The sequence below is a fragment of the Affinirhizobium lemnae genome, from assembly GCF_022968395.1.
GTDB lineage: Bacteria > Pseudomonadota > Alphaproteobacteria > Rhizobiales > Rhizobiaceae > Neorhizobium > Neorhizobium lemnae.
Map to the genome: position 1 here is coordinate 1 of NZ_JALJQZ010000072.1, position 13,345 is coordinate 13,345.

The 13,345-nt window shown below is 56.3% G+C and carries 14 protein-coding genes and 1 pseudogene; 8 read left to right on the plus strand and 7 right to left on the minus strand.

Features of this window, described 5'->3' with window-relative positions; genetic code table 11:
* Positions 1–39: 39 nt before the first annotated feature.
* Genes MUU53_RS21940 through MUU53_RS21950 form a run of 3 tightly spaced genes read right to left on the minus strand, consistent with a single transcriptional unit; the run spans position 40 to position 2,807 of the window.
* Positions 40–756 (minus strand): sulfotransferase family protein, encoded by a 717-nt coding sequence (locus MUU53_RS21940; RefSeq protein WP_247262754.1) that lies wholly within the window; start codon positions 754–756, stop codon positions 40–42.
* A gap of 31 nt (positions 757–787) precedes the next feature.
* The gene (locus tag MUU53_RS21945; RefSeq protein WP_247262755.1) at positions 788–1,537 is read right to left on the minus strand and encodes a class I SAM-dependent DNA methyltransferase; all 750 of its coding nucleotides are present in this window, start codon (positions 1,535–1,537) and stop codon (positions 788–790) included.
* A gap of 13 nt (positions 1,538–1,550) precedes the next feature.
* On the minus strand, positions 1,551–2,807 hold the full coding sequence (locus tag MUU53_RS21950) for a cytochrome P450 (RefSeq protein WP_247262756.1): 1,257 nt from the start codon (positions 2,805–2,807) through the stop codon (positions 1,551–1,553).
* Positions 2,808–3,342: 535 nt separating this feature from the next.
* Between MUU53_RS21950 and cysC the strand changes: the two are divergent.
* Positions 3,343–3,957, plus strand: a pseudogene (gene cysC / locus MUU53_RS21955) (adenylyl-sulfate kinase); the annotation flags it as partial.
* Positions 3,958–4,112: 155 nt separating this feature from the next.
* On the opposite strand, the gene MUU53_RS21960 reads toward cysC, so the two are convergent.
* The gene (locus tag MUU53_RS21960) at positions 4,113–4,865 is read right to left on the minus strand and encodes an IS6 family transposase (RefSeq protein ID WP_247262757.1); all 753 of its coding nucleotides are present in this window, start codon (positions 4,863–4,865) and stop codon (positions 4,113–4,115) included.
* A 40-nt stretch (positions 4,866–4,905) separates the two neighbouring features.
* Between MUU53_RS21960 and MUU53_RS21965 the strand changes: the two genes are divergently transcribed.
* Positions 4,906–5,973, plus strand: a complete 1,068-nt coding sequence (locus MUU53_RS21965) for an ATP-binding protein (protein WP_247262758.1) — start codon at positions 4,906–4,908, stop codon at positions 5,971–5,973.
* Here MUU53_RS21965 and MUU53_RS21970 read toward each other — a convergent pair.
* From MUU53_RS21970 to MUU53_RS21980, 3 genes are all read right to left on the minus strand, one after another.
* On the minus strand, positions 5,950–6,159 hold the full coding sequence (locus tag MUU53_RS21970; protein ID WP_247262759.1) for a YgaP family membrane protein: 210 nt from the start codon (positions 6,157–6,159) through the stop codon (positions 5,950–5,952). The genes MUU53_RS21965 and MUU53_RS21970 overlap by 24 nt on opposite strands.
* 96 nt (positions 6,160–6,255) lie before the next feature.
* Positions 6,256–6,657 carry an ArsR/SmtB family transcription factor gene (locus tag MUU53_RS21975; protein ID WP_247262760.1) on the minus strand — a complete coding sequence of 134 codons (402 nt, stop codon included), beginning with the start codon at positions 6,655–6,657 and terminating at the stop codon, positions 6,256–6,258.
* 26 nt (positions 6,658–6,683) lie between these two features.
* A complete protein-coding gene (locus MUU53_RS21980) occupies positions 6,684–7,331 on the minus strand; it encodes a peroxiredoxin (RefSeq protein ID WP_247262761.1) in 648 nt (215 codons plus the stop codon).
* 125 nt (positions 7,332–7,456) lie between these two features.
* Here MUU53_RS21980 and MUU53_RS21985 point away from each other — a divergent pair, with 125 nt between their 5' ends.
* The 6 genes from MUU53_RS21985 to MUU53_RS22010 are packed head-to-tail and all read left to right on the plus strand — an operon-like array spanning position 7,457 to position 13,220.
* On the plus strand, positions 7,457–8,395 hold the full coding sequence (locus MUU53_RS21985; RefSeq protein WP_247262762.1) for an MBL fold metallo-hydrolase: 939 nt from the start codon (positions 7,457–7,459) through the stop codon (positions 8,393–8,395).
* Positions 8,396–8,410: 15 nt separating this feature from the next.
* Positions 8,411–8,839: a YeeE/YedE family protein gene (locus MUU53_RS21990; protein WP_247262763.1), complete on the plus strand. Its 429-nt coding sequence runs from the start codon at positions 8,411–8,413 to the stop codon at positions 8,837–8,839.
* Positions 8,839–9,279: a YeeE/YedE family protein gene (locus tag MUU53_RS21995; RefSeq protein WP_247262764.1), complete on the plus strand. Its 441-nt coding sequence runs from the start codon at positions 8,839–8,841 to the stop codon at positions 9,277–9,279. Before MUU53_RS21990 ends, MUU53_RS21995 begins: the two co-directional genes overlap by 1 nt.
* Positions 9,280–9,293: 14 nt before the next feature.
* Positions 9,294–10,985, plus strand: a complete 1,692-nt coding sequence (locus tag MUU53_RS22000; protein WP_247262765.1) for a bifunctional protein tyrosine phosphatase family protein/NAD(P)/FAD-dependent oxidoreductase — start codon at positions 9,294–9,296, stop codon at positions 10,983–10,985.
* Positions 10,986–11,003: 18 nt separating this feature from the next.
* Positions 11,004–11,795 carry a sulfite exporter TauE/SafE family protein gene (locus MUU53_RS22005; RefSeq protein ID WP_247262767.1) on the plus strand — a complete coding sequence of 264 codons (792 nt, stop codon included), beginning with the start codon at positions 11,004–11,006 and terminating at the stop codon, positions 11,793–11,795.
* A gap of 21 nt (positions 11,796–11,816) precedes the next feature.
* On the plus strand, positions 11,817–13,220 hold the full coding sequence (locus tag MUU53_RS22010; RefSeq protein ID WP_247262766.1) for a cytochrome ubiquinol oxidase subunit I: 1,404 nt from the start codon (positions 11,817–11,819) through the stop codon (positions 13,218–13,220).
* Positions 13,221–13,345: the final 125 nt, after the last annotated feature.

Genomic DNA, 13,345 nt, shown 5'->3' on the forward strand with positions numbered 1-13,345 from the left:
GCTCCGCAACTTTCGGAGCGCCAAATTCCATGCCTATGGTCAACATACGGTTAAGCCTGAAAATTTGCGACAAGCCCCGCGCAACTCTTTCAGATAGTTGCGGGTATTGGTCTCAAGCTCTTCAGGCTCCTGTTCCGGCATGGGTCGTCTACGGAACAGCTGCCAGCGCGACTTCTTGACTCGAGCGTGCAGCCACGGATAGGGCTGGTCCGGGCATTTGAGGCCCAGAAACGCGCAAAGCGGATCCCATCCGTCGGCCGGATTCAGGACAAGCAGGCGATCTGCGGGAACCTCATCGATGACCGATTGATTCCAACGACGAAAGTAGTCCGTCATAAATGCCCGGTCACCTATGCGATCGCCAAAATCTTTCCGCAAAAAATCGCTCAACCCAAGGCCATCGCGGCCGAGCAAAGTACCCTTTCTGACAACGGGAAAGATCGTCTCAGTAACGGATTCGAACCAAGCGTCAGGATCTCGGAGGGTCAAGATAACTTTGGCCTCTGGATAATGCACCAGCAGTTCGCGCCAGAACAAGCAGCCCGGATAATCGACGCTCGCATTGTATCCTTCGAAGATGCGGTCCCAATCAGCGAAACCAGCGATTGCATCGTTCCAGAGTGGCAGAGACCTGCGCACCGTCGCCGCGATCTCCATGATATGATAGCAGGGATCCAGTCCCAGGTGCTCCAATGCCAGCTTTAAGGACAGCGTGCCGGTTCGCCCAAGCCCGGCGCCGATTACAGAAAGGCTCACATCGTCTCTCCCATGGTGCGGTACTTTGCGATTAGGCTCTACGATATTCAGAAATCACCAGTCGACTTGTCGAACCGAAGGATTCACGCTGCCAGTTACTCCAACGCGCGTGAAGAGAGAGACCCGCAGAGCGAGCAAGCAGGTCAAGTTCATTTGGCCATACAAACCGGATCTTGTGACGAAAGACCTGCGGCTTCTCGCCTAGCACCATGATGCGCTGATCCAGAATCTGGGCAACAGGATCACCCTTCACACCCATAAGCATGACAGAGGCCATCTCGTCTTCACCTGAAGGCAGATCAGACATGCGATTGAGGCGGAAGTCATTGCTGAAAATCGCCTCGTTTGGAATGATCGTCTGGATGACGATTGAGCCGCCCGTGGCCAAACGTTTCTCAACATTGGCGAAAAAGCGCAATTGATCGTCCTGGGTCACGAGATATTCGAACGAAGCAACACAATAAATTAGTCCAAACGGCCCCTCGAATGGCACATCCGCCATATTGCCCAATTTGATTGAAAGCTTATCGGCTCCCGGTTTACGCCTGAGCCGGGCCAGCATAGCCTCGGAAAGATCGACACCCGAAACCTCGATACCACGCTGGGAAAGCGGCAGCGCAATCCGCCCTGTTCCCACGGCAAGTTCAAGCGTCGGCCGACCAGCGGCTATGTCCGCAAGCATATTGACGCAAGGCGTCATGACACTTTCAGGCCAAGAGTCCTGCCAGCTGTCATAAAATTCCGCGTAACTCTCATAATTATTGACTGAACGGGCGTTCATCTGCGCTTTCTCTCTAGTTACCCGCCGTCGAACGCGGGGATACTTCTATCTTCACACCCAGAGGCCGCAGAACGAGTGCCGGATACGGTCTGGCCTTCGAATTCGACATCGGCTTCAGATAAAATCGTCTCAGAATGCTGACGAGTATGAGGCCAATGTGGATGAGGCTGAAATGCTCGCCAATACAGCGCCTTATGCCGCCGCCGAAAGGGAAGAAAGCATAGCGCGGCAATCGTTGCTGCGTTGATTTATCTAGCCAACGCTCTGGTTTGAAGCGTTGGGGTTCGTCAAAAAACCTTGCGCTATGGTGGTTGATCCAGGGACTGATCATAAGCGCGCTTCCGGCTGCGAGAAAAAAGTCGCCAAGCATCGTATCTCGGGCAACAATTCGCCCGGTTAGCCAGGCAGGTGGAAACAGTCTCAATGCCTCCATCAGCGAAGCGCGGGTTTCAGGGAACGCATCCAGGTTCACAACCCCTTCGCCTGCTGACCATTCGTTGCACCTCGCAGTATCCACTTCCGCGGTGACCCGCTCCAAAACATCCGGATGCGATGTCAGCAGGTGCACGGTCCAGGTTAGCCCGGCGGACATGGGCTCCAGCCCCGACAGGACCAGCGCGCAAAATTCGTCACACAACCATTCAGCACTCTCGGAGGAGGTATGCGTGACAAATGATCCAGACCACTCAGTGTTTGCGGCCACGTCAGGTTGCTGCGTCGCCTTGGCAAGTGCCTTGCGCGCTACGGCCTTCGCTTTCTCACGGGTGATTGCCAAACGGTAGCTGGTCCGGTCAAGGCGACCGAGTGGAAAACGCAAAGAATCGCGTGTCTTCAGGATGATTGCATCGGAAAGCGCCATGAACGCCGCCTTCCCCTCTTCGTCAAGCGTGGCGTTCAGAAAAAACTGACACCCCACATCCAGGCACAGCTCCTGCAGAAGCGTCCTGATGTCGAGCGAAGCAGGCCCCGCAGGCCATCGTGCGAGATGGGCTTCGGTAATCGCAAGCGTCTTCCGCCCATCGGAGGTAACTCTCCTCAGGCTGAAATCCGGCTGCATCACCCTGCGTTTGGCCTTCCAGTCATCGCCTGAGCTATTCATCAGCGAGAATGGAAAGCTCACCATATCCTTCGCGTCAGAAGAACCAGATTTCTGAAACCTGTCTCCACGATCATGCAGGATAGTCTCGATGAATTCCGGCTCCGTGACGATATAAATTCCATCATCAAGCGCGATTAGCGGGCTCTCAATCGCATGACACGAAGACAACAAAGCAAGGGGATCCCATCGAAATCGAAGACTATTGCCTAACGACATTCTTCTGCAAAGGTAGGGTATCTTTTGTCTGTTAGTGTCGATGGATTCCATAATAAAAAAGCGGCTTCTAAATTTTTAGAACTGAGCCTCTTGGCCTCCTGTTCAGCCGAAAACGACATCCCCGGAAATATTAAAGCATATTTCCGGGGGTAGAAATTTTTAGTATGTGTAAATGTAGCGTGGTTTGCTACCCTTAAGATTGCGAACATTCATGATTTTTGCGAGCAGCTTTTTCATGTCACACTCCTATATTAGATAATCTAATTGTAATTAACTGTTTCATCGTATTAACTTAATAAATTTTGTCAATAAACTGGAGATTGTTTCAATATTATTATCAAACACGATATTTTTTATTTACATTTTTAGCATGTATAACAAATAGATGTTCATCTATATTATTTTTTCTTCATTTATTTATTGAAAAGTTGACATTCTATTTTGAATATAGGATTCAATTGATCACCAGACAGAAATCTTTTGAAGTTTTGGCATGGCACCAATCGACTATCCCCTGCTCCGCTCGGACAACACGGTCTGGCAGCACCTCATTGTGGACCGGAAAACGCGCGCTGAACTCAAGTCTCAGCGTCCTCGAATCTTGTGGTTCACAGGTTTGTCGGGTGCAGGAAAGACGACAATCGCCAACCATGTGGATAAATTGCTGCAAGCAGCAGGCAAGCACGCCTTCGTCCTTGATGGTGACAATCTTCGACACGGCTTAAATCAGGATTTGGCTTTCTCGGTTGCAGATCGAATCGAAAACATCAGGCGCACAGCACATGTTGCCAAGCTAATGTCCGATGCAGGACTGATCGTCCTCGTGTGTTTGATCTCTCCTTATCTCCAAGAGCGTCTCATGGCGCGGGATCTGATGGAGCCGGGGGAGTTCGTGGAGATCTTTGTGGATACTCCTCTCGACATCTGCGCCAAACGCGACCCGAAAGGCTTGTACAAGAAGGCCTATGCTGGAGAGATCCGCAACTTCACAGGCGTAGACGACATCTACGAGCCCCCAACCTCGCCAGAAATTCATCTGCGAACACCTGGGACGAACCCGGTTGATCTGGCGCAGCAAATCGTTGCGCACCTGGAATTGCTGTGACTAGGCGATTTAGCGATCGCTTAGGTGATACCAAGTTCGCTTAAGACCTTTGGCAAGAATGGATCAATCTCAGCGGGAGCAATATCCAGATTCTTGCAAGGGGCTTGTCGCAAAGATTTTCAAGGGCCGCGATTATCCCATAAACGGTGCGTGTTTCATATTTTGTTAACCTTTTTCAGTCCGAAGAGGCGCGCAAGCAGCTCGTTCTGGTCGTTGACGGACCAGCCGCCGGAAAAGCCGAAGCCTTTCCTCAACCACAGCATCGCCTCGAAACCCGCGATGGTTCGCCGTGCAGTGTTGAATGACTGGAACCCGCCGATCTTGGGCATGTTTTTCTTCAGCCGGAAGTGGTCGCTTTCGATGCCTTGTTGGAGATGCTTGGTGGCATAATGCACAGGATCTGGATGCAACAGCCCGCTATCGACCGATGTTTTGATCGCCGACGGAAATGTATTGGCACCATCCGTGCTGATCTTATTCGGCGACAACAAGGGCTCGTCCTTCAGCATCTTACGGAAGAACCGCTTGGCGGCATCAAGATCGCGCTTTGCCGTCAGCAGGAAGTCGACGGGATTTCCGTGCTTGTCGATTGCGCGATACACGTATCGCCACTTGCCGCGGATCTTGACGTAGGTCTCATCGACGCGAACCGAGCCGCAATGTGGCCGACGAAACTGACGTAACCGCTTCTCGATCATCGCCGCGTAGGCCAGAACCCAACGGTTGATCGTGCTATGGTCGACCTCGAAACCGCGCTCCCGGAACATTTCCTCCAAATCGCGATAGCTGAGCGGATAATGCAAATACCAGGCAACCGCCTGCACGATCAGCCACGCCTCAAAATGCCGTCCCTTGAAATCGTCTTTCGATTGGCGTTTCAGCTTCTCGGTAATGGCATTCAGAATCATCCGTACGCTCCACAACACTTGGAGCAGAAATTCTCTTGCGATGGTCAACATACCGTTAACCGAAAAAATTTGCGACAGGCCCGACAAGACCGTTGGCGGCGAGGTCTGGCGAGTCTACACCATTGTCGATCATGTTAAGGGCGTGCGCGTCGCCGTGGGCGACCGGATCGGACTGCGCGACCGGCTGGTGCGCGATATTCTCGCCAGACTGATCGGCCCTGCGCTTTTCATCGCTCCCCTCCTCGGCATTTTGATCTGGCTGGCGCTGGCGCGCGGGCTTGCCCCGTTGAAGGCGGTCACCGACGAAATCGCCCAGCGCGACGGCGAAGATATGCGTCCGCTATCCGATATCGATCCACCGGCAGAGATCAAGCCGCTGACCTCCGCGCTCAACAACCTCTTTTTCAAGGTCGAAGCGGCCCGGCGCCACGAGCGGGAGATTACAGCTTTTGCGGCCCACGAGCTGCGTACACCATTGGCGGGACTCAAAACCCAAGCACAGGTAGCGCTTGCCTTGCCTGACGGTCCGAGCCGCGAGCGTGCCCTTCGTCACATCGTTGCATCCGTCGATCGCACCAGCAGGATGGTTCGCCAGCTTCTCGCTCTGACCGCGCTTGAGGCTGCGATGCCAGCCACCGCCACGAACCAACTGTCTGTGGGCGATGTTCTACGCGAAATTATTTCTTCGACCCCGACGCCGGATTCCATATGCGTTTTGATCGACAGTGCGATCGACGGGCTCACGTTGCGAGGTAATCTCGACGACCTGAAACTGGTTCTACGCAATCTGCATGAGAATGCCGTCGTGCATATGCAGAGCGGGGGTCAGGTGCGTTGGGATCGGGTGGGCAATAGCGAAGGGCTTGTCGTGACCGACGAAGGGCCCGGCGTGGACGAAGTAGACCTTCCCCGTATCAGCGAGCGATTCTTTCGCGGCCGTAAAAATGGCGTGGCCGGGACCGGGCTCGGCCTCACCATCGCCACGATCGCTGCGGCGCGGCTGAGCGCGAAAATTTCCTTTCATAATCGATCGGATCGTAGCGGGTTTGTCGCCACCGTTCGGTGGAGCAACGATACAAGTAGCTCAGCGCCATTTGCAGCTGTTTAAACCCAATAAGGTGTAGGCGGGGCAAAAGCGAATGACAGCAGTCAAAATTATGACAACACCGACGGCCGGCACAACGAATTGCCAGTTGCCCCAGGACGCCAGCCATGGGGTCACGAACGGCAGAGCCACCAGGCACAGACCTAGAATGAAACGGATCGCGCGATCCACCGAACCGACATTTTTCATTTTATCCTCCCTAACAGGTTTCCGAGTTTGATGACATCATTCGATTGACACGTCTGCGATTCAACGTCCCTAGCGAGGCTGGCGCGAGTTCACGCCTCAATCGGCCTTTTCCAGCCGTGCCCAACGCGCCATCTCGCCGACGAAGCCTTCCGGGGCGGCCGGCCTTTGTCCCGCAGGCGAATTCCGAGCCTCGATTCGGGGAGAAGTCTGGTTGTCCCCGACATTGCAAAACACCCGCATCAGCATCTCCATGACGGCTGCAACGCGATCATCAGCGATCGAATAGTAAATTTGCCGCGATTCACGCCGCGTTTGCACGACACCGGCCTGGCGCAGTTCACCAAGCTGCTGCGACAGCGCCGGTTGTTTGAAGTCCAAGGCCTCCTGAATCTCGCCAACAGACCGCTCCTTCTGAGCGATATGGCACAGCAGCATCAGGCGGCTGGGCGTACTGAACAAGCGCATGAAGTCTGCAGCCTCGGCCGCCTTTTCCTGCATTGTTTCAAGTGAGAATTGGGCGCCAATCATGCGCGGCGCTCCCGGTAATACCACGACTGACCTTCAGTCATCTGTTCTGCATCCTGCATCGAAGAAGCCGCAGGCTCGACGAGCGCGTCGCCGGGATGCCAGCCTTCCGGCGTCAGGGCACATTCACGTTGAGATGTCTGCAGCGCTTCTACCAGCCGCAAAAGCTCTTCGACCGACCTCCCCACGTTCATCGGATACCAGACGATCGCTCGGATAATACCTTCAGGGTCGATCACGTAAGTGGCACGAACCGTGCCGCTGTTTTCAGAGGAAGCATCCAGCATCCCGTAAGCCTTGGCGATGACCATCGCTGAATCCTCGATCAATGGAAAGCCGACCTTGATGCCGAAGCTGCGCTCGATATCGCGCAGCCAGGCGACGTGAGAGTAGAGGCTGTCGACCGATAGGCCGAGCAGATCACAGTTCAGCTTCGCGAATTGAGGGTGGGCCTTGGCCAGTGCGATGAACTCGCTCGTGCAGACTGACGTGAAGTCGGCGGGATGCGAGAAGAACATCACCCAACGGCCGCGATAATCGGACAGAGATACCTCTCCGCTTGTCGAGCGCGCCGAGAAGCCAGGCGCCTTGTCATTCAGGCGGAGCGCAATGGCTGCCTTAGCGGTGTCTACAGTCGTCATATCCATCGTTGATCCTCATCGTCCTCAGAACACACTGCCTATACCGGGACCTCAGCTTCATCGCCATGGAAAATACACAGTTGCATTGTTAGTGTAAATATGTATTTTACGATTACTGACAGGAGGCAACTATGGCTCACACCAATCTCGATCCCCATCTTTCACACGCGGCAGACATCGTCCGCAGCGCATTAGAGAACGTAGCGCTACGCCCGGTTATACGGTCGTTCTTCGACCCTGCCACCTTTACGATCAGCCACGTTGTAAGGGATCCGTCATCTAGCGCCTGCGCAATTATCGACAGTGTCCTCGACTACGATCCGGCCTCCGGCAGGACGATGAATGCTTCAGCACAAGCGCTTATTGATTACATAAAATCCGAAAGTCTCGAAGTGCAGTGGCTTCTCGAGACCCATGCGCATGCTGATCATCTTTCGGCGGCACCCTTTCTGCAGAGGGAAATCGGTGGTCAGCTCGCCATTGGGCGCGAGATCATCCGCGTTCAGGAAGTGTTCGGCAAAATTTTCAACGCCGGCACGGAATTCCAGCGTGACGGCAGTCAGTTTGACCAACTCTTCCAGGACGGCGATCGTTTCAAGATCGGCAATCTCGACGCCACGGTCCTGCATGTGCCAGGTCATACACCGGCATGTCTTGCCTATGTCGTTGGTGACGCCGTTTTTCCGGGTGACACGATGTTCATGCCGGACTACGGCACGGCGCGCTGCGACTTCCCGGGCGGTGATGCCCGCATGCTTTACAGATCCATCAAGCGCCTGACCCAGCTGCCGGACGAGGCGCGGATGTTCATGTGCCACGACTACAAGGCACCAGGCCGTGATAATTACGCCTGGGAAACAACAGTCGGCGCCGAGCGCACAAGCAATGTCCATGTCCATGACGGCGTCAGCGAAGACGAGTTCGTCGCGATGCGCAATGCGCGCGATGCGACGCTGTCCATGCCGAAACTAATCCTGCCATCGGTGCAGGTGAACATGCGTGGTGGACAGATGCCACCCGCCGAGGACAACGGCGTCCAGTACCTGAAGATCCCTGTGAACGCGCTCTAGGAAATTGGCCCTGCCATGTCGGACCTCAACTTTGTCTGGCCGCTTTCGGGCGGCCTCCTGATCGGTGTTTCGGCGGCGCTGTACTTGCTGCTGAACGGCCGAATCGCCGGGATATCGGGACTGACAGCCTCTGCCTTCGGTTTGACAGGCGCTGGAATAAACCCCCTTGGCCTTGGCTTTCTTGTCGGCATACTGTCAGGGGCCGCTGTCGCATTTGCGTGGATACGCCACGCGGATTTTTCCATCACAGAGTCTTCCGTCCTTCTGATCATCGGAGGACTGCTCGTCGGCTTCGGGACCCGCCTTGGATCGGGATGTACCAGCGGCCATGGCGTCTGCGGTCTGGCACGGCTGTCGCCGCGCTCCATCGTCGCGACAGCCACGTTCATGATCGTCGCGGCGACAACCGTCCTCGCTCTTCGCCAGATTGTCGGAGGGCTGTGATGGCATATCGGGTTTTCGCTTCAGTCCTTTGCGGTCTGCTCTTCGGTGTCGGACTGGTCATCTCCGACATGGTCAATCCTGCGCGTGTCCTCGCTTTCTTGGACGTCACCGGCGCATGGGACCCGTCGCTTGCCTTTGTCATGGGCGGGGCACTCATCCCGTCGTCCATTGCCTACGCATTCAAGCACCGGCGCAGCCGCCCTGTCCTGGAGAGCCAGTTTCACGTTCCCGAAAATCGAACAATCGATGGACCCCTTGTGGGTGGGGCCGCCCTGTTCGGTCTCGGCTGGGGGCTTGTCGGCCTCTGCCCCGGCCCTGCCATCGCATCCCTCGTAACAGGCCGCTGGGAGGCGGTCCTATTCGCAGCAGCCATGCTCGTCGGCATGTTTGCCTATCGCATCGTCACTTCACCGCGCAATGCCCCGCGCGCTGCTTACTGAGGAGGAGCTTTCTCATGGATATCCGCAAGATCAACGACAGCATCAGCGTTTCGCCCCAGATCAAGCTTGAGGACGCCCATGAGCTGGCGCGGCTTGGCTTCAAGTCCATCATATCGAACCGGCCCGATGGCGAGGAGAATGGCCAGCCAACCGCGGACCTGATCTGCATGGCCGCCGAAGCTGCCGGTCTTGAGTTTCGCCACATCCCGGTCGTCGCGTCCGACATCGGTGATCGCGACATCGCACTTTTTGACGAAGCCATGAAGGACCTGCCCAAGCCCATCCTCGCTTTTTGTCGATCCGGCACCCGCGCTGCGACGCTCTGGGCGCTCTCACAGGCGCCTTCTCTTGGCGAAGACGCCGCCCTTTCGGCCACAAAGGCTGCCGGCTACGACCTGTCGCAGCTTCGGACCCGTCTATCTTCGACGTCCAGTGCCGAGAGTACGAGCGCGACAGACGCGAAGTCTTCGACAGCCTGTGACGTTCTGATCGTCGGCGCTGGTGCTGCAGGTATCGCGACAGCGGCCAGCCTCCTGAAGCGTCGAAAGTGCCTTAGCATCGTCCTCGTCGATCCCTCTGAGCGTCATGCCTACCAGCCCGGCTGGACCATGGTCGGAGGCGGGATTTTCAAACCCGAAGATACAGTCAGACCAATGCGCGATCTCATTCCGGATGGTGCCAAGTGGGAAAAGGCTTCGGTCGCCGCATTCGAACCGGATCATGATCGCGTTGTTCTGTCCGACGGTCGCCGCATCAGCTACCGCATGCTGGTTGCCGCTCCTGGGATCAAACTGAATTGGTCAGCCATAGAGGGCCTAGAAGAAACGCTCGGCCGAAATGGCGTGACCTCCAACTATCGCTACGATACTGCCCCCTATACCTGGTCTCTGGTCCAGAACCTTAAAGGCGGTCGCGCCCTCTTCACCCAACCGCCCATGCCGATCAAATGCGCCGGAGCTCCGCAAAAAGCGATGTATCTGTCGGGCGATCACTGGTTTCGACAGGGCCGGATCAACGATATCTCGATCCATTTCCACAATGCCGGACCGGTTCTGTTCGGTGTGAAGGATTATGTGCCGGCGCTGATGGAGTATGTAAAAAAATATCGCGCCAATCTCAACTTCGCATCGAAGCTGCTTGCGGTTGATGGGACGCGTAAGCAAGCTCGGTTTGCCAACACGGCCGCCGACGGCTCTGTCACCGAAGAGACGGTCGGTTTCGACATGATCCATGTCTGCCCACCGCAGATCGCTCCCGACTTTGTCCGCGACAGTCCGCTCGCCAACCAGGCCGGCTGGATCGAGGTCGACGAGGCAAGCCTGCAGCACAAGCGTTATCCGAATGTGTTTTCGCTTGGAGACGCGGCCGGCACATCGAATGCCAAAACGGCAGCAGCTGCCCGCAAGCAGGCGCCGATCGTTGCGGAAAATGTCCTGGCCGTCCTCGATGGCAAGGCGATGCCCGCCGCCTACGACGGATATGGATCATGCCCACTGACGGTCGAGCGTGGCAAGATCGTGCTCGCCGAATTTGGCTACGGCGGCAAACTGCTGCCGACGTTCCCAACCTGGATTATCGACGGCACCAAGCCATCGAGCCTTGCCTGGTATTTGAAAGCCGAAGCGCTGCCGCCGATCTACTGGCACGGCATGCTGAAAGGTCGCGAGTGGCTTGTCAGCCCGGACCTCAAGAAGACAGCCGCCTGAGGACCCTGGACAATGAACATGATGCTCGATCCGCTGCAATACGGTCTTGGCGCGATCTCCGGGGGACTCGTCGGCTTCACGCTCGGCCTGTTTGGCGGTGGCGGCTCGATCCTGGCTGTGCCGTTGATGGTCTACGTTGTTGGCGTCCCGAGCGCCCATATGGCAATCGGCACGAGTGCCTTTGCCGTCGCCGCGAACGCCTTCACCAACCTTCTCGGCCATGCCCGTCTCGGCAACGTGAAATGGCGCTGCGCCGGTATCTACAGCGTGACGGGTATCATCGGGGCTTTCATCGGCTCGACTTTTGGTAAAATGGTTGATGGCCAGAAACTGTTGATTCTGTTTGCCTTGCTGATGCTGGTCGTCGGCGTCCTGATGTTTCGCAAGCGCGGCGCACAAGGCAATCCAGGTGCCCAGTGCTCGCGCGAGAACGTCCACAAGGTCGCCGGCTTCGGCGGCTTGACGGGCATCTTCTCAGGATTTTTTGGCATTGGCGGCGGCTTTCTGATCGTGCCTGGGCTGATTGCCTCGACGAATATGCCGATCCTCTATGCGATCGGCTCGTCGCTTGTTGCAGTCACTGCCTTCGGTCTGACGACCGCGCTGAACTACGCGTTTTCGGGCTATGTCGACTGGCTGCTGGCAGCAATCTTTATCACCGGCGGCATCTTCGGAGGTTTTGCCGGTTCATACCTTGCAGAACGCCTCTCGGCGAAAAAAGGGACGCTCAACAGCCTCTTTGCCACACTGATTTTTGTCGTTGCGGCCTATATGCTTTATAAGAGCATTGGCCCGGCGATGCACGCCTGACGCTCATAATCTGGAGTTTCCATGTTCGAGCATTTCGACGCGGTCGTCCTCGCCCGCATGCAGTTCGCCTTTACGGTCTCGGCGCATATCATCTTTCCGGCCTTCTCGATCGGAACGGCGAGCTACCTGTTCGTGCTGGAAGCTCTGTATTTGAAGACAAGGCGCGAGGTCTATCTCGAGCTTTTCAATTTCTGGAAAACGATCTTTGCGGTCGCCTTCGGCATGGGCGTCGTCTCCGGCATTGTCATGTCTTACCAGTTTGGTACCAACTGGGCTGTGTTTTCCGACAAGGCAGGCCCGGTCATCGGTCCGCTGATGGGCTACGAGGTCCTGACGGCTTTCTTTCTGGAGGCAGGTTTTCTCGGCGTCATGCTGTTCGGGCGGGAGCGGGTCGGGCCCGGCTTGCATTTTTTTGCGACCGGCATGGTCGCCCTCGGCACGCTGATTTCCGCGACCTGGATTCTCGCCGTGAATTCCTGGATGCAGACGCCGGCCGGGTTCGGCATGAACGACAAGGGGCAGTTCATTCCGGTCGATTGGTGGGCGGTGATCTTCAATCCCTCTTTCCCGTATCGCCTCGTCCACATGGTTCTCGCCGCATACCTCACCACGGCGTTCGTGGTGGGCGCGGTTGGTGCATGGCACCTGCTACAGCGCACCGCGCCTCTGCGCGCCTATGCGATGTTCTCAATGGCCATGTGGATGGCCGCCATCGTCGCACCGATCCAGATCCTTGCTGGAGATGCACACGGGCTCAACACGCTCGAGCATCAACCTGCCAAAGTCATGGCAATGGAAGGTCATTTCGACAGCCATCCAGATGGTGCTCCCCTCATTCTGTTCGGCTTGCCAAATCAGGCGGAAAAGCGCGTCGATTATGCAATCGAGATTCCAAAGCTATCCAGCCTCATTCTCAAGCACGGTCTGAATGAGCCGCTTGCCGGGCTCGATACGATCCCTGACGATAAGGAACCGCCTGTCGCGATCGTTTTCTGGTCCTTCCGCATTATGGTCGCGATTGGCTTCGCGATGCTGGGCATCGGCGTCTGGTCGTTGTTCTGTCGCTACCGCGGGACATTGAACTCGAATATCTGGCTACAGAGGGCGGCGGTCGCCATGGGCCCCGCAGGCTTCGCCGCTGTCCTGGCAGGTTGGGTCACCACGGAAGTCGGCCGGCAGCCATATACGATCTATGGCCATCTGCTGACGTCTCAGTCTCACTCGCCGATTGCCGCCCCCGCCATTGCAACGTCACTCATCGCCTTCGTCATCGTCTATTTCTTCGTGTTCGGAGCAGGGACCTTCTATATCCTTCGACTGATGGCGCGCTTGCCGCGCGACCCCACACCGGAACTGCAGGAAGGGCCGATCCGAACACAAGGGATTACACCAGGTCCGACACAGGGAGGCTCCCATGCCCATTGATCTCGCTTTTGTCTGGGCTGCAATCATTGCCTTCGCCGTTCTCGCCTAGGGCTTGTCGCAAACATATTCGGAGCTCGCGCTTATCCCCTAAGCATCCTCATTTTCATGCTTTGTTAAACTTTTTG

Excerpts from the sequence above, each read along its gene's own strand:
- MUU53_RS21945 (WP_247262755.1), bottom strand. The coding sequence starts at position 1,537 with ATGAACGCCCGTTCAGTCAATAATTATGAGAGTTACGCGGAATTTTAT.
- MUU53_RS21960 (WP_247262757.1), bottom strand. The coding sequence starts at position 4,865 with ATGATTCTGAATGCCATTACCGAGAAGCTGAAACGCCAATCGAAAGAC.
- MUU53_RS21965 (WP_247262758.1), top strand. The coding sequence starts at position 4,906 with ATGGTCAACATACCGTTAACCGAAAAAATTTGCGACAGGCCCGACAAG.
- MUU53_RS21970 (WP_247262759.1), bottom strand. The coding sequence starts at position 6,159 with ATGAAAAATGTCGGTTCGGTGGATCGCGCGATCCGTTTCATTCTAGGT.
- MUU53_RS21975 (WP_247262760.1), bottom strand. The coding sequence starts at position 6,657 with ATGCAGGAAAAGGCGGCCGAGGCTGCAGACTTCATGCGCTTGTTCAGT.
- MUU53_RS21980 (WP_247262761.1), bottom strand. The coding sequence starts at position 7,331 with ATGGATATGACGACTGTAGACACCGCTAAGGCAGCCATTGCGCTCCGC.
- MUU53_RS21985 (WP_247262762.1), top strand. The coding sequence starts at position 7,457 with ATGGCTCACACCAATCTCGATCCCCATCTTTCACACGCGGCAGACATC.
- MUU53_RS21990 (WP_247262763.1), top strand. The coding sequence starts at position 8,411 with ATGTCGGACCTCAACTTTGTCTGGCCGCTTTCGGGCGGCCTCCTGATC.
- MUU53_RS21995 (WP_247262764.1), top strand. The coding sequence starts at position 8,839 with ATGGCATATCGGGTTTTCGCTTCAGTCCTTTGCGGTCTGCTCTTCGGT.
- MUU53_RS22000 (WP_247262765.1), top strand. The coding sequence starts at position 9,294 with ATGGATATCCGCAAGATCAACGACAGCATCAGCGTTTCGCCCCAGATC.
- MUU53_RS22005 (WP_247262767.1), top strand. The coding sequence starts at position 11,004 with ATGATGCTCGATCCGCTGCAATACGGTCTTGGCGCGATCTCCGGGGGA.
- MUU53_RS22010 (WP_247262766.1), top strand. The coding sequence starts at position 11,817 with ATGTTCGAGCATTTCGACGCGGTCGTCCTCGCCCGCATGCAGTTCGCC.